Raw genomic sequence first — 20721 nt, forward strand, 5'->3', positions numbered from 1 at the left:
CCTTAGGGTGGGTTCACCCGCGTGTACCCACGCGAGCATGGCTGCACCCGCCGGACGAAGCGGGGCAACCATGCGGAGGAGACGGTGGGGAAACTCATCAATATCGACAACGGCGGCACGCTGACCGACATCTGCGTGACCGAGGGCGCGGCGGTGTGGCGTACCAAGACGCTGACCACACCTTTCGACTTGTCCAAGTGCTTCATCGACGGCCTGCTCAAGGTGTCGGTGCAGATCTACGGTGCGGAAGATCTGGTGTCGCTGTTGTCGACCACCGACCACCTGCGCTATTCGACGACCCAGGGCACCAATGCGCTGGTCGAGCGCAAGGGCCCGCGCCTGGGTCTGCTGCTGAGCGCGGCGGCGGACGTGCGCGCCTTGCAGCCGGATGCGCACGCAGCGCAGCTGTTCGCCGCTCTGGTCGGCGAGCGCGTCGGCCGCCTCGACACCAGCCTGGACGAAGAGCGGCTGGAGGCCGCCGCGGTGCGTGCGATCAACGCACTGACCTCGGCCGGCGCCAACCGTATCGTCGTCGCGCATTTCGGCGCAGACCGCGAGCGCAGCGAAAACCGGCTGAAAAACCTGCTGCTGCGCAAATTCCCGCAACACCTGCTCGGCGCGATTCCGATCCTGTATTCCAGCGAGCTGGTCGAGGACGCCGACGATGTACGGCGCAGCTGGAGCGCACTGTTCAACGCCTTTCTGCATCCGGCGATGGAGCGCTTTCTGTACAACGCCGAACACAAGCTGCGCAACAGCAAGGCACGCAATCCGCTGCTGATCTTCCGCAACGACGGCCACTCGGCGCGCGTCGCCAAGACGGTCGCGCTGAAGACCTACAGCTCGGGACCGCGCGGCGGCATGGAGGGCGCACGCGCCCTGGCCGGGCACTACGGCTTCCGGCATCTGCTGTCGATCGACATCGGCGGCACCACCACCGACATCGGCGAGGTCCGTGACGGTTGCGTGCGTGCGGATCGTCGCGGCCGTGTCGAGGGCGTCGAAGTGTCGTTTGCGCTGTGCGATGTGGTCAGCGTCGGTGTCGGCGGCAGCTCGATCATCAAGCCGGCCGGCGATCGCGGCCTGCGCGTCGGGCCGGAGAGCGTCGGCAGTGCACCCGGCCCGGCATGCTTCGCGCTCGGCGGCACCGATGCCACGATCACCGACGCTTTCCTGCTGAGCGGCCTGCTCGATCCGGCGTCGTTCTTCGGCGGTGAACTGAAGATCGACATCGAGCGCGCACGCCGCGCGATCGCCGAAAAAGTCTCGGCTCCCCTGGCCATCGGCGAGCCGCAGGCGATTGCCACGATGGAACAGGCCTGGGTCGACAAGGTCGCGACCGGCATTCGCGAGTTCACCCAACCGACGGCGGACACGACGCTGGCCGCGTTCGGCGGCGCCGGTCCGTTCGTGGTGTGCCGCATCGCCGAAGCGGCCGGCATATCGCGGGTGCTGATTCCCGGCCTCGCCGCGGTGTTTTCCGCCTACGGGCTGGGGTTTTCCGATATCGGGCACGACTACGAAACGCCGCTGGCGACGCGCGACCGGGCGGGCCTGGAGGCGGCAGTCGACGCGCTTGCGCGACGCGCCCGTCGCGGCCTGCAGGCGGAAGGCTTCGCGCTGGAGCAATGCCGGCTCGAATACCGGTGGCAGGTCAGCGGTGGCGGCCGCGACGAGCTGCTGCCTTTCGACGGCGAATTGCCGGTGGCGGGCGATGCCTGCCAGCTGTCGTTGATGCTGAGCGTGGTCAAGCCGATCGGCCATCCCGAACTGCGCGGGCGCTTCGGCTCTTCGCGCAGCGCCGCGGTTGCGGCGGGTACGCGCCGCGTGGTGATCGCGCAGCGTGCCGCCGATCTGCCGCTGTATCGAGTCCAGGATCAGGTCGCCGGCGCGTCGGCGGCGGGGCCGGCGGTGCTGGAAGAAGCCTTCTTCACCTGCCGGATCGATGCCGGCTGGCGTTTCGAGTTCAACGACGGCGGCGACATCCTGCTGAGCCGCGAATCGAGCAACGTATCCAATGCAAAGCCAGGGAGCCGCGCATGAAAGTGTTGATCACGGAGAATCTGAGGATCGACCTCGATCGCGAGCGCTGGGAATGTCGCGACTGCGGCGCCGATCTGATCTCGGCGCGCGACAACTACAAGCGCGGCCTGCTGGTCTACGACCGCGACCCGCGCGAGATCCACAAGCCGCTGCTCGATCCGGCGAAATACGCGATCACCTATGCGCCCGATCCGCAGTGGTGCCGCATTCTCGAGTACTACTGCCCGCACTGCGGCACGATGATCGAGACCGAATATCTGCCGCCGGGCCATCCGCCGGTGCGCGACATCGAGCTCGACATCGACGCGCTGAAATTGCAGTGGAAGGATCGCGAGGAAGTGCGCGAGCCGGTGATTCTCAGCGAGCCGCCGCGCGGCCACGCGCATGCGCATCATCATGCGCAGGCGCTGCCGGCCGCCGCAGGCAACAGCGGAGATCGCGCATGAGGCGCGTCTCGGTCGACATCGGCGGCACGTTCACCGACTGCTTCGTCGCCTGGGACGAGCGCTGCATCGAGTCCAAGGCGCTGACCACGCATCAGAACCTGGCGCTGGGCTTCAACGAGGCGCTGGGCAATGCCTGCAAGACGCTGCAGCTCAGCGAGCGCGAGCTGCTGTCGCAGGTGGATTCGGTGCGCTACGCGACCACGCTCGGCACCAATGCACTGATCGAGCGCAAGGGGCCGCGGCTCGGCCTGCTGACCACGGCCGGCTACAAGTCCTCGGTGCCGCTGTCGCGCGCCAAGGGCTACGGCGTCGGCCTGTCGCACCAGCAGCAGATGGACGTGCCGAACGCGCAGCGGCCCGATCCTATCGTGCCGATCCCGATGATCTTCGAGGTACGCGAGCGCATCGACTTTGCCGGCGACGTGGTCATGGAGCTGGACGAGGACGACCTACGCGACAAGATCCGCCAGCTGGTCGACAAGGGCGCGGAAGCGATCGTCGTCGTGCTCGCCAATTCGGTGGTCAACGCGGCACACGAACTGCGCGTGCGCGAAGTGTTTCTCGAAGAATATCCGGGGCACATGCTCGGTGCGATTCCGATGCTGCTGTCGCACCAGGTCGCCGGGCGCAAGGGCGAATACGTGCGCGCGATGTCGACGATCATGGACGGCTTCCTGCACCAGGCGATGTATCACGGCCTCGGCACGCTGGAGCTGAACCTGCGCAACGCCGGCTACGACAAGCCGATGCTGTGCAATCACAATTCCGGCGGCATGGCGCAGCTCAATTCGACCGACGCGCTGCAGACCGTGCATTCCGGCCCGGTGTCGGGCATCGCCGCCAGCGAGCATCTCGCGCTTCAGGCCGAGCTCGGCAACATCGTCGCCACCGACATGGGCGGCACCAGCTTCGACATCGGCATCGTCGTCGAAGGCGGCGTCAAGCATTACGACTTCAATCCGGTGATCGAGCGCTGGATGGTCAGCGTGCCGATGGTGCACCTGGTCACGCTCGGTGCCGGCGGCGGCTCGATCTGCCGCTACGACCGCATGTTCCAGACCGTGCAGGTCGGCCCCGAATCGGCCGGCTCCGATCCGGGCCCGGCCTGCTACGACCGCGGCGGCATGCGGCCGACCGTGACCGACGCCGATCTGCTGCTCGGCTATCTGGATCCGGCGAACTACGCCGGTGGCCACATCAAGCTCAATCCACGGCGCTCCCGGCAGGCGGTCGAGGAACATCTGGCCGATGAACTCGATCTGGACGTGATCGCCTGCGCCAAGCTGATCCGCGCCACCGTCGATGCCAACATGGCCAACGGTATCGCACGCGAGCTGCGCACACGCGGCTACGAGCCGGAGAATTTCACCACGCTGGCCTACGGCGGCAACGGCCCGCTGCATGCCTGCGGTATCGCGCGTGCACTGGGCGTCAGGCGCATCCTGGCGCCGCCGTTCGCATCGGTGTTCTCGGCAGTCGGCGCCGGCAACATGAGCCAGCTGCACATCCACGAAATGAGCGCTTGGACACCGCTGTTCGACGCCAACCAGCGCCGCTTCTTTTCCGACTATGCGCGCTTCAACGGCATCGTCGAGGAGCTGGAGCGGCGCGGCCGCGAGGATCTGGTACGGCAGGGCTTCGAGCCGGCGCAGATCCGCTATCAGCTCGAACTCGACATGCGCTACGGCAACCAGCGCGTCGAGACGGCGGTGGTCACCGAACTCAATCGCATCAGCCAGCCGCGCGACGTGCTGATGCTGATCGAGCAGTTCCACCTGCGCTACGGCGAGCGCTTCGGCAAGGGCAGCCAGACGCCGGAGGCCGGCGTGCGCATCAACACCATCCGGGTGCGCGCCTACGTCGAGAATCCGGGTATTTCGTTCAAGGGCATCAAGCCGTCGGCGACACGCCTCGCGCCCCCCGCCGCCGTGGGCGAGCGGAAGTGCCACTTCGTCGGCCATGACGGCGCGCAGACGACCGCGATCTACGACGACACCGCGCTGCGGCCCGGCACCGCGATCGACGGTCCGGCGATCGTCGTCACCCGCGCGACCACTTACCTGGTCGAGCCGGGCTGGCGCTTTCAGGCGGCAGGACAGAACGCGGTGTGGTTCACGATGATCGAATCAGGAGACACGGTATGAACGACCTTGGCGCCGACGCCGGGCAGCAGGCGCTGCTCGACCAGTTTCTGGTGCAGAACAAGCTGTTTTTCGCTCCCGATCCCGCGATCATGGAAAACCACCGCATCGAGCCGCGCAGCGCCGTCGAGGAGCGGCTGCTGAGCGCTCCGGTCGATCCGCACAAGGTCAACGAAGTGCGCGGCCTGATCGTTGCCGCGCTCGACGAAAGCAATACGATGATCGAGCAGATGGGTGCGGCGCCGGGCGCGAAGTGGGGCGACATGACCACCGCGATCTTCACCGCCGCCGGCGACCAGTCGATGATCGCGCCGCATGGTGTCGGCGGCTTCGCCGCCGCGGTGTTCTACCCGATCAAGTTCATCAACAAGTACTGGGTCGGCGAGCCTACCGTCGGCGTGCGCGAAGGCGACGGCTTCATCCACAACGACGCGCGCTACGGCGGTATCCACAACACCGACCAGTCGATGATGATGCCGGTGTTCTGGAACGGCCACATCGTCTGCTGGCTGTCGGCGACGATCCACGAAGGCGAGAACGGCAGCTGCGAGCCCGGTGGCATGCCGGCCGCGGCCGAAAGCAAGTTCGACGAAGGCCTGAAGATGCCGCCGTTCAAGATCGTGGAGAACTTCGAGCTGAAGCGCGACCTGGTGACCTTCCTGCAGAACTCGGTACGCGATCCCAAGCTGCAGCTCGAGGACATGAAGGTGCGCCTGCATTCGGTGCTGCGGCTGCGGCAGCGCGTGCTCAAGGTGCTGGAGGAGCACGGCGAGGAAGCGCTGATCGTGACGCTGCGCAAGCACATCGAGGACGTCGTCGTCGAAGTCAGGCGGCGCATCCGCGAGCTGCCCGACGGCACCATGCGCTCGATCTCGTTTGCCGACTCGACCTTGCGCGAAAACGTGCTGCTGAAGCTCAACATGGCGATCACCGTGCAGGGCGAGCGCATGATCGTCGACATGCGCGGCAGTTCGCCGGAGCTGCTGAACCGCTCGATCAACGCGGCGCAGGCCTCGTTCAAGACCATGCTGTTCACCGGCTTCATGCAGAACATCTGGCCGGATCTTCCGTTCACGATGGCCGTGTTCACGCCGTTCGACTTCATCTTCGACAGCAACTCGCTGATCAACGGCTCGTTCGACACGCCGCAGGCGATGAGCCTGATTCCGCTGTTCAAGACCATGACCATCGCCTGCATCCCGATGGCCAAGTTCAACTACAGCCTGCCGCAGCGCTACACCGCGATCGTCGCGCCGCAGTACGATCAGCCGGCGACGCTGATCTACGGCGGCCTGACCCAGCACGGCGAATACGTCGGCAATTTCTGCGCGGACATCAACGGCATGGGGCAGGGCGGCCGCGGCCATCGCGATGGCGAGCATTCGGTGTCGCCGCCTTTCGCCGCGCATTGCGACCTCGGCGAGATCGAGCTGATGGAAGAGGACCTGCCGATGGTGCGGCTCGGCGCGTTCACGCTGGCGCGCGACCGTGTCGGTTTCGGCAAGATGCGCAGCGGCCTGGGTTACGAGCAGATCCATACCTTCCGCCGCTCGGGCCTGTGGGGCTTCATGACCGGCTGCTCGGGCTCGCTGTTCTCGTCGGCGATGCCGCTCTTCGGCGGTTACGCTTCGCCGACTTATCCGCTGTGCAAGATCAAGGGCATCAACATCTTCGACGAGCTGAAGAAGAATCCGGAGAAATTCAGCTTCGATCTGATCGAGCTGATGAACACGCAGCCGTTCGAGAACGCGAGTTACTCGACGCACAACATGGGCATGACCTTCGAGCTGGCGCAGCCCGGCGAGCTGTACATGATGTGCCAGGGCGCCGGCGGCGGTTACGGCGACGTGCTGCAGCGTGATCCGGCGCAGGTGATGCAGGACATCGAGGAAGACCTGATCTCGGCCGGTACCGCGCGCGACATCTACAAGGTCGCGTTCGATCCGGCGAGCCGCATCGTCGATGCCGACGCCACCAGGACAATGCGCGCCGACGAGAGGCGCGCGCGCATCGCCCGCGGCAAGCCCTACGACGACTTCGTCAAGACCTGGGTCACGCCCGAGCCGCCGTCGAACCTGCCGTACATGGGTGCCTGGGACGACCCCGGCGTGGTCTACGGCATCCAGGCCGGGCAACGCGTGACGATGCCGGGCGCGGCCCTGCAGAGCCAGTTCATGCTCAACCCCAAGGACGTGCTGATCGCGTCGCTGCAGGCGGAAAACCAGGCACTGAAGCGGCGCGTCGCCGCGGCGCTCTGAGCGATGAGCGTCGTCGAAGGCGAACTGCTGTGGACGCCGCGCGCGGAGTTCGCGGCGTGCTCGAACATGGCCGCTTACATGCGATGGCTGCAGCGTGAGCGCGGCCTGCATTTCGCCGACTACGACGCGCTGTGGCAATGGTCGGTCAGCGACATCGAGGCGTTCTGGTCGTCGTTGTGGACCTACTTCGACATCGCCGCCGACGGCGAGATCACGCGCGTGCTCGATCAGCCGTCGATGGAAAAGGCGCGCTGGTTCGCCGGCGTGCGCGTCAACTACGCCGAGCACCTGCTGCGCTACGAAGCGCGCGCGCGGCCGGACGAGATCGCGGTCCACCATCAGACGGAGAATCGCGCGCTGTCGCGCATCAGCTGGCAGCAGCTCGGCGCGCAGGTGCGCGTGCTGGCGACGCGGCTGCGCGCGACCGGCCTGCAGCCGGGCGACCGCGTGGTGTCGTACATGCCCAACGTGCCGGAGACCACGGTGGCGATGCTGGCGACGCTGGCGATCGGCGCGGTGTGGTCGTCGGCGGCGCCGGAGTTCGGCACGCGCACCGTGATCGAGCGTTTTGCGCAGATCGAGCCGAAGCTGATCTTCGTCTGCGACGGCTATCGCTTCGCCGGCAAGGACTACGATCGCCGCGCGGAAGTGGCGCAGATCGTCGCCGGCCTGCCGAGCCTGGGCCATGTGGTGTGGCTGCCGTATCTGCGCCCCGACGACGCCACGCCGCCGGTGCCCGGCGCGCTGGCCTGGAGCGAGATGCTGTCGGGCCCGCCGGTGGCGCGCGCCGCGTTCCGTTACGAGCGCGTCGACAACACGCACCCGCTATGGGTGATGTTTTCGTCGGGCACCACTGGCCTGCCGAAAGCCATCGTGCATAGCCACGGCGGCCAGCTGATCGAGCATCTGAAGCTGATGACGTTTCACTTCAATCTCGGCCCCGGCGGCGTGATGTTTTTCTACAGCACCACCGGCTGGACGATGTACAACCTGCTGGTCGCGGCGCTTTTGACCGGCGCCGCGATCGTGCAGTACGACGGCAGCCCGATGCATCCGGCGCCGGATTTCCTGTGGTCGCTGGCGGCGGCAACGCGCACCACCAACTTCGGCGCCAGCCCGACGTTCGTGCAGATCATGGAGAAGGCCGGCCTGCGGCCCTGCGATGGTTTCGACCTGTCGGCGCTGGAGTCGGTGCTGGTCGCCGGCGCGCCCTGCACGCCGGAAACCTTCAAGTGGTTCTACGACCACGTGCGCGCCGATCTCTGGGTCACGTCGCAGTCCGGCGGCACCGAAGTCGGCAGCGCCTTCGTCGGCGCCAGCCCGACCCTGCCGGTGCATGCGGGCGAAATCCAGGCGCGCTGCCTGGGCATGGCGATCGAGGCCTGGAGCGACGACGGTGTGGCGCTGGTCGACCAGGTCGGCGAGCTGGTCTGCACGAAGCCGTTTCCGTCGATGCCGCTGTACTTCTTCAACGATGCCGACGGCGCGCGCTATCACGAGGCGTATTTCGCGGTATTCGCCGATGTCTGGCGTCACGGTGATTTCATCAAGATCAACCGGCGCGGCGGCTGCTACATCTATGGCCGCAGCGATTCGACCTTGAACCGCTTCGGCGTGCGCATCGGCACCGCGGAGATCTATCGCGCGGTCGAGCAGGTCGACGCGGTGGCGGACAGCCTGGTGGTCTGCTGCGAGCTGGAAGGCGGCAGATTCTTCATGCCGCTGTTCGTCAGGCTCAAGGCCGGATACGAGCTGGAGGCGGCGACCGCAGCGATCAACGAGCGGCTGAGACTCGATTGCAGCCCGCGCCATGTGCCCGACCGGATCTATGCCGTCGACGAGATTCCCTACACCCTCACCGGCAAGAAAATGGAAGTGCCGGTGCGCAAGATCCTGATGGGCTGGCCTCCGGCGCAGGCCGCGAGCCGTGACGCCATGCTGAATCCGCAGGCCATCGACTTCTTCGTCGAGTTCGCCGAGGCGCAGCAACATTACAGCCGGCCGCGCCGCGCTTGAGCGCGACGCCGCCGGCTGGGAAAATCAGCGCGACCTGGGCGTGACCATGCGCGCGACGCCGCGCTCGCACGGCGGCGCGCGCGGCCATGGCACCGAACTTGCGGTTCTGGCGGCATGCGTTGCCCCGTTGCGCCGAGGTCACGCCACGTCCCTGCCGAGCCGATCGAGAGAGCCCGAATGCCGCCCAGCCTGTCCAAATCGCCCGCCAAGCCCGGCATGAACGGCCTGGTGCTGACTGCGGGCGGCGCGCGCGGCGCCTACCAGGCCGGTGTGCTCAAGCGCATCGGCGAGGTGCGCGGCCTGCGCGACAAGCCCTCGCCGTTTCCTATCGTCACCGGCGCTTCGGCCGGCGCGATCAATGGCGCGTGCATGGCGGCCTATTCCGCGAATTTCGGCGAGGCCACGTCGCAGCTGGCGAAGCTGTGGTCGCAGCTGAAGATGACCGACGTGGTGCGCACCGACACCCGCTCGCTGGCGCGCAACGTCGCCAAGATTGCCGCGGACTTCACCATCGGCGCGGTCATCGGCGCCGGGCGCACCGCGTCGCTGCTGGACGCGGCGCCGCTACTCAAGTTCCTGACCCGCTCGCTGCCGGTCAACGGTATTCGCGACGCGATCACCAACGGCCATCTGTACGCGCTGGCGATCACCGCGACCGGCTATCACTCCGGCCGTGCGTTTACCTTCATCGAAGGCCGCGAAGGCCATCCGACCTGGCAGAAAAGCCGCCGCGTCGCGCTGCAGGCGACGATTACGCCGCAGCATGTCTGCGCCTCGGCCGCGATTCCGCTGGTGTTTCAGCCGGTGCCGCTGGTGGCCGCTGGCGTCACCGCTTATTTCGGCGACGGCGCGATGCGCCTGACCACGCCGCTGAGCCCGGCGATCCGCCTCGGCGCCGCCAAGCTGTTCGCGATCGGCATCCGCTCGCAGGCCGCGGCCGGTGACCTGCTGCGCGCGGAGATGGCGCCGGCGGCAGCGGGCGAGACCTTGCGTCGTCCGCCGCTGTCGCAGATCTGCGGTGTCTTCCTGAACGCGATTTTTCTCGATCACCTCGACGCCGACCTCGAACATCTGAAGCGCATGAACGAGCTGATCGGCGCCTACCAGGCGGTGTCTCACCGTGCAGCGGCGGTCGAGGTCAGCGAGCCGATGCGCATCGTCCATCCGCTGAGCATCGCGCCCTCGGAAGATCTGGCGGTCGTCGCCAAGACGCTGGCGCATCGCATGCCGCGCACGATCCGTTTCGCGATGGAAGGCCTCGGCACGCCGGACGCGCAGAGCGCGGATCTGCTGAGCTATCTGCTGTTCGATTCCGCCTTCACGCGCGAGCTGATTTCGATCGGCTATCGCGACGCGAGTGCGCGCATCGATGAGATCGAGGCGTTTTTGCGCGCTTGACGGTGCCGGTGCGCCGGCCTTTGTAGGAGCGGACCCTGTCCGCGACCGAGGCTTCCAGGGCACAGTCGCGGACAGGGTCCGCTCCTACAGCTTGTCTTACTCCCGCATCAACCACAGCGTCGACAACGGCGGCAGATCCAGAATCAGCGACTGCCCATGCCCGTGGGCCCAGCCGGCGTCGGTAAACACGCCGCCGTTGTTGCCCTGGTTCGATCCGCCGTACATCGCCGCGTCGGTGTTCAACAACTCGCGCCAGTAACCGGCCTGCGGCACGCCGACACGATAGGCGCGGCGAAACACCGGCGTCATGTTGCTGATCGCCAGCACCGGCGCGGCGTCGCGCTCATTCCAACGCAGGAACGCCAGCACGCCGCTTTCGCTGTCGTTGACGACCACCCAGTCGAAGCCCGCCGGCTCGCTGTCCTTCGCATGCAGCGCGCCCTGCGCCGCGTAAAGTGTGTTGATGTCGCGCACCAGGCGCTGCATGCCGCGGTGCATCGGATGATCCAGCAGATCCCATTCGATCGAGCCGTCGTGGTTCCACTCCTTCCACTGCGCGATCTCGCCACCCATGAACATCAGCTTCTTGCCGGGATGCGCCCACATGAAGCCGTAATAGGCGCGCAGGTTGGCGAACTTCTGCCAGGCGTCGCCGGGCATCTTGTTGATCATCGAGCCCTTGCCGTAGACCACTTCGTCGTGGCTCAGCGGCAGCATGAATTTCTCGGAGAACGCGTACACCAGGCCGAACGTCATCGAGTCGTAGTGCCAGCGCCGGTAGATCGTGTCGGACTCCATGAAATGCAGCGTGTCGTGCATCCAGCCCATGTTCCACTTGTAGTCGAAACCCAGGCCGCCCTGTGCGACCGGGCCGCTGACCTGCGGGAACGCGGTGGACTCCTCGGCGATCACGCAAGCGCCCGGGCAACGCTCGGCGACCAGCGTGTTCAGATCGCGCAGGAACGCGATCGCTTCCAGGTTTTCGCGGCCGCCGTGAATGTTCGGTATCCATTCGCCCTGCTGGCGCGAGTAGTCGCGATACAGCATCGACGCCACCGCATCCACGCGCAGGCCGTCGACGTGATAGCGCTCCAGCCATTCCAGCGCGCTGCCGAACAGGAAGTTGCGCACCTCAACGCGGCCGAGGTTGTAGATCAGCGTGTTCCAGTCCTTGTGAAAGCCCTCGAACGGATTGCCGTGCTCGTAGCAGGCGGTGCCGTCGAAGTTCGCCAGGCCGTGGCGGTCGGTCGGGAAATGCGCTGGCACCCAGTCGAGAATCACGCCGATGCCGGCCGCATGACAGCGATCGACGAAGCGGCCGAAATCTTCCGGCCGGCCGTGTCGCGCGGTCGGCGAGAACAGGCCCAGCGGCTGGTAACCCCAGGAGCCGTAGAACGGGTGCTCCATGATCGGCATCAGCTCGATATGCGTGAAACCCATATCGGCGACGTAGGGCACCAGGCGATCCGCCAGCTCGTTCCAGTCCAGTGAGCGGCCGCCGTCTTCGGCAACACGCAGCCAGGAGCCGGTGTGCATTTCGTAAACCGACATCGGCGCGTCGGCGGCCTGCTTTTTCTGGCGCTGCGCCATCCACTCTGCATCGCTCCAGCGCAGCGGACGCGGATCACCGACGACGCTCGCGGTCGACGGTGGCAGCTCGGTCGCGCGCGCCACCGGGTCAGCCTTCTCGATGCGCTCGCCGCTGCGTGCCAGCACTTCATACTTGTACACCGTGCCGGCGACGATGCCCGGAATAAACAGCTCCCAGACGCCGGCGCGGTGGCGCCGGCGCATCGGATTACGGCGGCCGTCCCAGCTGTTGAAGTCGCCGATCACCGAGACGCGCCGCGCATTCGGTGCCCACACCGCGAAGCGCGTGCCGACGATGTTGTCTATCGTCGTCACGTGCGCGCCGAGCGTATCCGCGTAGTGCGGATGGCGGCCGTCGGCGAGCAGTTCCAGATCCTGCTCGGACAGCAGCGCGCCGAAAGCGTAGGCATCGTCGGCGATCTGCATCGCGCCGCCTTGCCATTCGATGCGCAATCGATAAGCCTCGTCGCGCGACAGCGGTCCGATGAAGAAACCGTTGTGATGGCGCTGCTTCAGCTCGCCGAGTATCGAGCCATCGCGCCGCGCGATCGCGGTCACCGCCAGCGCGCCGGGCATCAGCACGCTGACCAGCACGCGTCCATGTTCCTCGCGATGCGGGCCGAGCAGCGCGAACGGATCGTCGTGCCAACCCTGCACCAGCGATTCCAGCGCGCCGATCTCGGGCAGCGGCACCGGCAGACTCAGCATCTGGTCGGTCAGCATCGGCGCCCCGGCAGCCTGCTTGCGGTCGAAAGTGCGGACGGAAGAAGAACGGGCCATGTCGGGCACTCCATCAGGTGCCGCCGGTCGCGCCGGCGGTGAGTCGGTCGGCGAGCCGCGCCAGGCCGCGCACCGGCAGGCCGAGCCAGCCCGGACGGTTCGCCGCTTCGTAGCCGACCTCGTAAGCCGCCTTGTGCAGCAGGAACAGGTCGAGCAGCGCGGTTTCGGTTTCGACCGAACTCCAGGGATGCTCGGACTGCGCGGCGACTTCGCGATAGCGATTCAGGAACGCGCTCTCGCCGACCGCGGCGAAACGCGCCAGCAGCGCCTGCGCACGATCGCGCGAAGCATCGACCGGGCGATTCGGATCGCCGCGCGTGTCCAGGCCTGCGACCGAGGCGGCCGCGTAATCCAGCGAACGCAGCAGGCCGGCGACATCGCGCAACGGCGTGGTCTTGCGACGACGCTCTTCCAGCGGCCGCTTCGGCTCGCCTTCGAAGTCGATGATGTAGCTGTCGCCCTTGCTCACCAGCACCTGGCCCAGATGGAAGTCGCCGTGGATGCGCGTGCATAGCGCATGGCCCTTGAGCTTGGCCATGCCACGCACCGATTTCAGCAGCGCATCGCGGCGCGATACCAGGCCGCTGGCGAGATCGCGCGTGGTGTCGTCCGGCCATTCCTTGCGCGATGCCAGCAGATCCAGCGCGGTGCTCAGCTGTTCGACGGTGTCGTCGGACCAGTGCTTGAAGTCGGCGGCCTTGGCCGCGACCGGCGCGAAGGCGGCGTTGTCGGTGGGCTGCGCCAGTGCCGCGTGCAGCTCGGCCAGGCGCTGGCCGAGATTCGCGGCATAGGCCGCGTAGCCTTCGACCGCGAGTTCGACTTTCGCGGTGTGGTCTTCGCTGCTGCTGACCGAGAACTCGTTGATGTTGCGATGCAGGTAGTCGGTGACCCAGCGCCAGGCATCGCCCTCGTTGTACAGATAGCCCTGCACGATCACCAGCGTGTTCTCGACGCCGTCTTCGTCGATGCGCACCACGTCGCCGAGCAGCGGCGCGGTGTTGGCGTAGCCGACTTCGGTCAGATAGCGCGTCATCTCGGTTTCGGGATGAATTCCGGGTTCGACGCGGCGCACCAGCTTCATCACCGCGGTGTCGTTGACGGTCAGCGAGCTGTTGGATTGTTCGGCCGACAGCCACTGGATGGTGGCGTCGTCGGCGATCTGCAAGGTCTTCATCTTGGACGACGGACGGAACACCAGCGTGCCGCGCGACACGTCGGCATTGGTGTCGAGGCTGGCCGATTCACGCAGTCCGGCGAGCACGCCGCGAGCGAACGGCTCCAGCGAAAACGCGTCGGTCAGGAAACCGACCTTGCGTCCGCGGCGCACGCGCGCCAGCGCCAGCTGCTGCGGCAAGGCGGGCAAGGTCGCGCTTTCCCAGGCGATGCCGACCGGCAGCGCATAGCGCGCGGTCTCGCCGTCCGACAGCGTCACTTCGACGGTCGAGAACGCCACGTCGGTGCCCGGAATCGGCGCGACGTAGAACACGCTGGCGCTCTTGATCTTGCGATCCTTGCCCGGGAACCAGCGCCGCATCGGCAGGTACGCCGGCAGCACCTCGCCTTCCAGCGTGCCGCGCATCGGCTGGTTCAGGATTTCTTCCGGGCCGTTGCGCAGCACGAAGGTCACCAGCTCGGGTAGCGCTTCCGGTGGCCGCTGACCGGTCAGCTGCAGTCGCTCGGCCGAGGAAATCGAGAACCAGTAGAAGCCATACGGCGGCAAGGTCAGCAGATAGCTGAGCTGGCCTATCGGCGGGAATGCGGTGCCGCCCAGCAGCTCCACCGGCGTGTGACCGGCGAAGCTCGACAGGTCGAGCTCCACCGCCTGTGCCGCGCGCGACAGGTTGGAAACGCACAGCAGGGTCTCGCCCTCGTAGCAGCGGATGTACGCCAGGATCTTGCGATTGGCCGGCCGCAGAAAACGGATCGCGCCACGGCCGAACGCCTGGTAGCGGCGCCGCACCGCGAGCATGCGCCGCGTCCAGTTCAGCAGGCTGTGCGGATCGCGCGACTGCGATTCCACGTTGACCACCTCGAAGCCGTACAGCGAGCCCTGCAGCGCCGGCAACACCATGCGCTCCGGATCGGCCTTGCTGAAACCACCGTTGCGATCCGGCGTCCATTGCATCGGCGTGCGCACGCCGTCGCGATCACCGAGATGGATGTTGTCGCCCATGCCGATTTCGTCGCCGTAATACATCACCGGTGTGCCCGGCATCGAGAACAGCAGCGAGTTCATCAGCTCGATGCGGCGGCGATCACGCTCCAGCAGCGGCGCCAGGCGACGACGGATACCGAGATTCAAACGCGCGCGCTTTTCGGTGGCGTAGGTGGTCCACAGATAGTCGCGCTCCTTGTCGGTGACCATTTCCAGCGTCAGCTCGTCGTGGTTGCGCAGGAAGATCGCCCACTGGCAACCCTCGGGGATGTCCGGCGTCTGCCGCATGATGTCGATGATCGGGAAGCGGTCTTCCTGCGCGATCGCCATGTACATGCGCGGCATCAGCGGAAAGTGGAACGCCATGTGGCATTCGTCGCCCTTGCCCATCGCGGTGCCGGAATCGGCCTTGCCGCGCGCGGCTTCGGTGACGCCAGCTTCTGGCATCACCGGATTCGCGGCGCCGCCACGAGGCTGGCCTTGGCCAGCCGCCCCACCAAAGTATTCCTGCACGTCTTCCGGCCACATGTTGGCTTCGGCCAGCAGCATGCGGTTCGGATACTCGTCGTCGATGACCTTGCGTATCGTCTTCAGGATCTTGTGCGTTTCCGGCAGGTTCTCGTTGCTGGTGCCTTCGCGCTCGATCAGGTAGGGCACCGCGTCCAAGCGCAGGCCGTCGACGCCGATGTCCAGCCAGTGGCGCATCACGCTGAGTACGGCCTTCAGCACCGCCGGATTGTCGAAGTTCAGATCGGGTTGGTGCGAATAGAAGCGATGCCAGAAGTAGGCGTTCGCGACCGGGTCCCAGGTCCAGTTGGATTTTTCGGTGTCGCAGAAAATGATGCGGGTTTCGTTGTATTTCTGGTCGTTGTCGGACCAGACGTAGAAATCGCGCGCGGCCGAACCGGGTTTGGAGGCGCGCGCTTTCTGGAACCAGGGATGCTGATCCGAGGTGTGGTTGATGACCAGCTCGGTGATCACGCGCAAGCCGCGCTTGTGCGCCTCGGCGATGAAGTCCTTGGCGTCGGACATCGTGCCGTAGTCCGGATGCACGCCGCGATACTCGGCGATGTCGTAACCGTCGTCGCGCCTCGGGCTGGGATAGAACGGCAGGATCCACACCGTGTCGACGCCGAGATCGGCGATGTAGTCGAGCTTGCCGATCAGGCCCTGGAAGTCGCCGATGCCGTCGTCGTTGGCGTCGAAGAACGACTTCACGTGTACCTGGTAGATCACCGCATCGCGATACCAACTCGGATCGTCGCTCAGCGTCGAGGGCTTGCGGCGATGCGTGGCCGGCTTCTTTTTCGTGTCGGTGCTTTTCAATGCCGACTTTGCCGGGCGAGAGTCATCTGCCATGGCGGTCTCCTGTTGTTGCTTGGATCGAAGGGGAGCTTCTGTCCCCTCTCCCCTTGTGGGAGAGGGCTAGGGAGAGGGGTTGCGAGGTCGGTCTTCCAACCCCTCTCCCGTCGCTGCGCGACACCCTCTCCCACAAGGGGAGAGGGGAATAAGCGGGTGAGGTTCTCACGTCGCCGCCACGCGCCAGATTGCGAACGGCGCGTCCGGCGTCAGCCGCAGGTGCTGGATCTTTCCGTGCCATTGGAACTTGTGGCCGTGCACCAGATCCTCGACTGCCAGCGCGCCGTGATCCGGCAGACCGAAATCCCACAGCGGAATTTCGAAGTCGGCCTCCTGCGCGTTGTGCGGGTCCAGGCTGACCGCGATCAGCAGCACGTCGCGGCGGTCCGGTGTCGCCTTGCAGTAGTAGAGGACTTGATCGTTCCAGCACGGCAGGAACTTCAGCCCCAGATGCGTCTGCAGGGCCGGGTGCATCTTGCGGATGCGATTCAGCAGCGTGATTTCGCCGCTGATGTTGCCGGGCTTGTTCCAGTCCCAGACGCGGATCTGATACTTCTCCGAATCGAGATATTCTTCCTTGCCCGGCAGCGCTGCGGCTTCGCACAGTTCGAAGCCGCTGTACACGCCCCACAGGCCGGACAGCGTTGCCGCCAGCGCCGCGCGGATCACGAAGCCCGGTCGTCCCGAGCCTTGCAGGAACACCGGATTGATGTCCGGCGTGTTGACGAAGAAATGCGGGCGGAAGTACTCGCGCATTTCGGTTTCGTTCAATTCGGTCAGATACTCGGTGAGTTCGGCCTTGCCGTTGCGCCAGGTGAAGTAGGTGTAGCTCTGCGAATAGCCGATCTTGGCGAGACGGCGCATCAGCTTGGGCCGCGTGAACGCCTCGGCGAGAAACAGCGCGTCCGGATAGCGGCCACGCACGTCGGCGATCATCCATTTCCAGAACGGCAGCGGCTTGGTGTGCGGGTTGTCGACGCGGAACAGGCGCACGCCCTCGTTGCACCAGAACAGCACCGCGTCGCGCAGCGCTACCCACAGCGACGGCATGCTGCCTTCGCTGTAGAAATCGACGTTGACGATGTCCTCGTATTTTTTCGGCGGATTCTCGGCGTACTTGATGGTGCCGTCCGGCCGCCACGCGAACCATTCCGGATGATCCTTGAGCCAGGGATGATCCGGCGAACACTGGATCGCGAAGTCCAGCGCCAGCTGCAGGCCGTGTTCGAGCGCGGCATCGCGCAGCGCACGAAAATCGTCGAGCGTGCCGAGACGCGGATCGACCGCGTCATAGCCGCCGTGCCGGCTGCCGATCGCATAAGGGCTGCCCGGATCGTCCGGCCCGGCGGTCAGCGAATTGTTGCGGCCCTTGCGGTGCTTCTCGCCGATCGGATGAATCGGCGGGAAATACAGCACGTCGAAGCCCATGTCGCGCACGCGGGGCAATTGAGCGATCACATCGCGAAACGTGCCGTGACGGTTTTCGTCGAAGCTCATCGAGCGCGGGAACAGCTCGTACCAGCTGGCATAGCGCGCGCCGGGCGGCTCGGCGTCGACGCACAGCGCCGGCTCGTGGCGTGCCGAAAACGCGCGCGTGTCGGCGGCGCGCATCAAGGCCGCGGTCTCGTCCGACGCAAGTGCTTCGAAGCGCGCTTCGTCGTCGGCCTTGGCCAGTTGTTTCAGCAGCGCCGCGAGTTGTGTCGCGTCATCGCCGCCGAGCCGCGCCGCGGCCTCCTGCAGCATGTTGAGGCCTTCCTGCAACTCGACGGCGATCTGCAGCTTCGCCGCATGCTTCTTCTCGATTTCGTGGCGATAGCTGGCCCAGGCGTCGCGCCAGGCCTCGACCGTGTACAGGTGGCGGCCGAGCCGTTCCAGCGGAAACTCGCCGACCCAGCGGTCGTTGCCGAGGGGGCGCATGCGCAACTCGCGCCAGTCGCTTTCGTCGGCCGGCCGCCACAGCAGCGCGACGGCGACGCTGTCGTGGCCGTCCATGAACGCATCGGCCTCGACGATGACGACGTCGCCGACGATGCGCTTCACATGAAAGTCGCCGCCATCCACCGCCGGCGCGATCGCCTCGATCGCGACGCGCGGTACTTTCAGTGCCGCCTCGATCGTGCGCTTGCTGCGCGCGCTCGCCGGCGTCAGCACCGGCTTGGGCCGCAGCAGGCGATAGAACTGCAGGTCGCCCCCGGCCAGCGTGATCGGCTGATCGAGCGCCAGCGCGCCGTCTTCGGTGCTCAGGCTGCTCAAGCCGCCGGCATTGGCGCCGAGCAGCTGCGCCGGCAGCAGCTCGATGTCCCGGGCCAGATCGGCGTTGGCGACCAGCAGCAGCGCGTCGCTGGCCTGGCGCGGATCGGCGTCGCTGCGCAGCAGTGCGCTGACGCTGCCGCCTGCACCGCTGAGCGGCACCAGTTTCGCCGGCTGTCGCAGCCGTGCTTCGCTGGCGACCCATTGATTGAGCTGCGTGATTTCCGGCGACAGGTCGAACAGCGCGTCGTGCTGCCAGCCGCGAAAGTCCTCGGGCGAACCGGAAGTCGGCGACAGCGCATCGATCGCGCCGTATTCGAAGCCCATCGGCATCAGCCAGCCGCAGCCGCTGCCGATGGCAAGGCGCAACGCACGCTTCGCCGCCCGCGGCGCCAGGTCGGCGCGCGCCGCGCGCCGCGTCGTACGCGGCTCGAACGGCGCTTCGCAGGACGCGATCACCGGCGCGATGCGTGACAGCTTTTCGTGCTCCTGCAGCAGCCAGTCGCTCTTGAAATCCCACCACGCGGTCGAGCCGAACACCGCGTCGTAATCCTGGCCGACGAGGCTGTCGATATCGTTCCATTGCAGGCCGGTGGTCGCCGCCACAAAGCGGCAGGGCGCATGCTCGCGCGCCGCCAGCATCAGCGGCTCGATCAGGCTGCGCGGCACGCGCTGCGGCGTCTGCACGCAAACGCCGGCAATGCCCGCGTCCAGCCATGAGCGGATGCGTGCGCTCCAGTCGCGCAGCACTTCGCCTGCAACCCAGGGATCGTCGAGCCGCATCGCGCTGGCGCCCTGCCACGGCATCGGCCGGCGCGGATCGGGCGGATCGCCGGCGATGTCCTGCGTTAGCCAGTTGGCATGTTCGCTGGCATGGCGGCCGCCGGTCGCGCTGCGGTCGAGCATGGCGTCGAGCACGATGCCGAGACCGGCGTTGCGCGCGGCGTCGGCGATCTGCTTCAGGCCCTGTTGCACAGTGCCCTTGAATTCCAGCGCCGGATGCAGACGCTCGTAGTCGTCGGTCAGCCAGATCGTGCGGCCCGGCGCGAACACCGAAGGCAGCAGAACGTGATCGAAACCGAGCCTGGAGATGCGCTGGAACTGCCGCGGCCACTCGCTCAAGGGGCCCGCGAGCAGCGGATGCAGGTAGTAAAAGCGGGGACAAAAACTCATCTGCAGCTGGCTGCCGTCCGACATCGCTGACCTCTCCTTGGTCATGCGCAGGTACGGCGGGCACCCGCGCGGAATCGACGGGCGCAAAACATCGGTGAGCTCTTACCGCCTCACCGGTCCGCATCCGTGAGGCTTCAACTTACGCGGCGGATGCTGAACCTGCGGCGTATTGCGGCAGGGCCCCGGGTTTCACCTTGGCAACATTCGATGCGTAGCCCGGGTGAAACCCGGGATTTCGCGCATCATCATTCGATCTGGAAATACTCCGGCCGGCCCGCCGTCCACAGCTCGCCCCAGAGCTTGCCGCCGCCGTCGACGGTCAGCACTTCGCCGGTGATGAAGCTGCCGCTGGAGGCGCTCAGATAGACGCAGGCTTCGGCGATTTCCATTGCGGTGCCGGGACGCTTCATCGGATTCGCACGCGGGAATTCCTTGCGTGCTTCCGGCGGATAGACCTCGAGCCCTTCGGTTGCGGTCAGCCCGGGCGCGACGCAGTTGACGCGGATGTTCAGCGGCGCCCATTCCACTGCCACGGTACGCGAAGCGCCGATGATGCCGGCCCGCGCGGCGACGGTATGCGCGACACCCGGCATGCCGCGCTCGATCACCACGGCGATGTTGCAGATCGAGCCGGGCGTACCGGTGTCGCGCCAGTACTGCGCGGCGCGCTGCATCATGTACCAGGTGCCGTTGAGGTTGTTGTTGATGACCGCGTTCCAGCCCTTGGGCGCGTAGTCGATCGCGTTCTGCGGAAACTGGCCGCCGGCGTTGTTGACGGTGTAGTCGAGCCGGCCGAATTCTTGGTGAATACGTTTGAACAGCGCGTCGACCTGCTCGGGCTCGCGCACATTGGTCGGCACGCTGATCATCGACGCGCCCTGGCTGCGTGCGAAGTCGGTGACGACTTGCAGCTTCTCCGGCGTGCGGCCGCAGATCACCACCTTGGCGCCGAGCCGCGCGAACAGCAGCGCGGTCGCGCGGCCGATGCCACTGCCGCCGCCGGAGACCATCGCGACTTTTCCGGCGAACAGGTCGGAGCGATAGACCGTGTCGGCGGACCAGAGGGCTTCGGGGGAGTTGGGGTCGAGTTGATTCACAAACAGCCTCGCATT

The 20721-nt window shown here is 66.4% G+C and carries 10 protein-coding genes; 6 read left to right on the forward strand and 4 right to left on the reverse strand.

Going from position 1 to position 20721, the window contains the following annotated elements:
* Positions 1 to 84: 84 nt before the first annotated feature.
* From ACQZF9_RS22615 to ACQZF9_RS22640, 6 genes are all read left to right on the forward strand, one after another.
* Positions 85 to 2043: a hydantoinase/oxoprolinase family protein gene (locus ACQZF9_RS22615; protein ID WP_428311211.1), complete on the forward strand. Its 1959-nt coding sequence runs from the start codon at positions 85 to 87 to the stop codon at positions 2041 to 2043.
* On the forward strand, positions 2040 to 2489 hold the full coding sequence (locus ACQZF9_RS22620) for an acetone carboxylase subunit gamma (protein WP_428311212.1): 450 nt from the start codon (positions 2040 to 2042) through the stop codon (positions 2487 to 2489). The genes ACQZF9_RS22615 and ACQZF9_RS22620 overlap by 4 nt, the downstream gene beginning before the upstream one ends.
* A complete protein-coding gene (locus ACQZF9_RS22625; protein ID WP_428311213.1) occupies positions 2486 to 4633 on the forward strand; it encodes a hydantoinase/oxoprolinase family protein in 2148 nt (715 codons plus the stop codon). Before ACQZF9_RS22620 ends, ACQZF9_RS22625 begins: the two co-directional genes overlap by 4 nt.
* Complete coding sequence (locus ACQZF9_RS22630) at positions 4630 to 6888, forward strand: hydantoinase B/oxoprolinase family protein (protein WP_428311214.1); 2259 nt, start codon at positions 4630 to 4632, stop codon at positions 6886 to 6888. Before ACQZF9_RS22625 ends, ACQZF9_RS22630 begins: the two co-directional genes overlap by 4 nt.
* 3 nt (positions 6889 to 6891) lie before the next feature.
* Positions 6892 to 8904, forward strand: a complete 2013-nt coding sequence (locus ACQZF9_RS22635; RefSeq protein WP_428311215.1) for an acetoacetate--CoA ligase — start codon at positions 6892 to 6894, stop codon at positions 8902 to 8904.
* Between the two features lie 177 nt (positions 8905 to 9081).
* Entirely contained in the window at positions 9082 to 10302 is a 1221-nt protein-coding gene (locus ACQZF9_RS22640; protein ID WP_428311216.1) for a patatin-like phospholipase family protein, read from the forward strand.
* Positions 10303 to 10398: 96 nt separating this feature from the next.
* On the opposite strand, the gene glgB is transcribed toward ACQZF9_RS22640, so the two are convergent.
* The 4 genes from glgB to ACQZF9_RS22660 all read right to left on the reverse strand — a co-directional run bounded on the left by glgB (position 10399) and on the right by ACQZF9_RS22660 (position 20706).
* Positions 10399 to 12615: a 1,4-alpha-glucan branching protein GlgB gene (glgB, locus tag ACQZF9_RS22645; protein WP_428313481.1), complete on the reverse strand. Its 2217-nt coding sequence runs from the start codon at positions 12613 to 12615 to the stop codon at positions 10399 to 10401.
* 70 nt (positions 12616 to 12685) lie between these two features.
* Positions 12686 to 16186, reverse strand: coding sequence for a putative maltokinase (locus ACQZF9_RS22650; protein WP_428311217.1), 3501 nt, complete (start codon positions 16184 to 16186; stop codon positions 12686 to 12688).
* Between the two features lie 165 nt (positions 16187 to 16351).
* On the reverse strand, positions 16352 to 19633 hold the full coding sequence (locus ACQZF9_RS22655) for an alpha-1,4-glucan--maltose-1-phosphate maltosyltransferase (RefSeq protein WP_428311218.1): 3282 nt from the start codon (positions 19631 to 19633) through the stop codon (positions 16352 to 16354).
* Positions 19634 to 19854: 221 nt separating this feature from the next.
* Positions 19855 to 20706 (reverse strand): SDR family oxidoreductase, encoded by an 852-nt coding sequence (locus tag ACQZF9_RS22660; RefSeq protein ID WP_428311219.1) that lies wholly within the window; start codon positions 20704 to 20706, stop codon positions 19855 to 19857.
* Between the last annotated feature and the right edge of the window lie 15 nt (positions 20707 to 20721).

Origin of the sequence: Hydrocarboniphaga sp., assembly GCF_965279055.1 — a bacterium.
In the GTDB taxonomy this organism is placed as follows: Bacteria; Pseudomonadota; Gammaproteobacteria; order Nevskiales; family Nevskiaceae; genus Hydrocarboniphaga.

Coding starts and splice junctions, on each gene's coding strand:
- ACQZF9_RS22630 (WP_428311214.1), top strand. CDS start 4,630: ATGAACGACCTTGGCGCCGACGCCGGGCAGCAGGCGCTGCTCGACCAG.
- ACQZF9_RS22650 (WP_428311217.1), bottom strand. CDS start 16,186: ATGGCAGATGACTCTCGCCCGGCAAAGTCGGCATTGAAAAGCACCGAC.
- ACQZF9_RS22640 (WP_428311216.1), top strand. CDS start 9,082: ATGCCGCCCAGCCTGTCCAAATCGCCCGCCAAGCCCGGCATGAACGGC.
- ACQZF9_RS22655 (WP_428311218.1), bottom strand. CDS start 19,633: ATGTCGGACGGCAGCCAGCTGCAGATGAGTTTTTGTCCCCGCTTTTAC.
- ACQZF9_RS22635 (WP_428311215.1), top strand. CDS start 6,892: ATGAGCGTCGTCGAAGGCGAACTGCTGTGGACGCCGCGCGCGGAGTTC.
- ACQZF9_RS22625 (WP_428311213.1), top strand. CDS start 2,486: ATGAGGCGCGTCTCGGTCGACATCGGCGGCACGTTCACCGACTGCTTC.
- ACQZF9_RS22620 (WP_428311212.1), top strand. CDS start 2,040: ATGAAAGTGTTGATCACGGAGAATCTGAGGATCGACCTCGATCGCGAG.
- glgB (WP_428313481.1), bottom strand. CDS start 12,615: ATGCTGACCGACCAGATGCTGAGTCTGCCGGTGCCGCTGCCCGAGATC.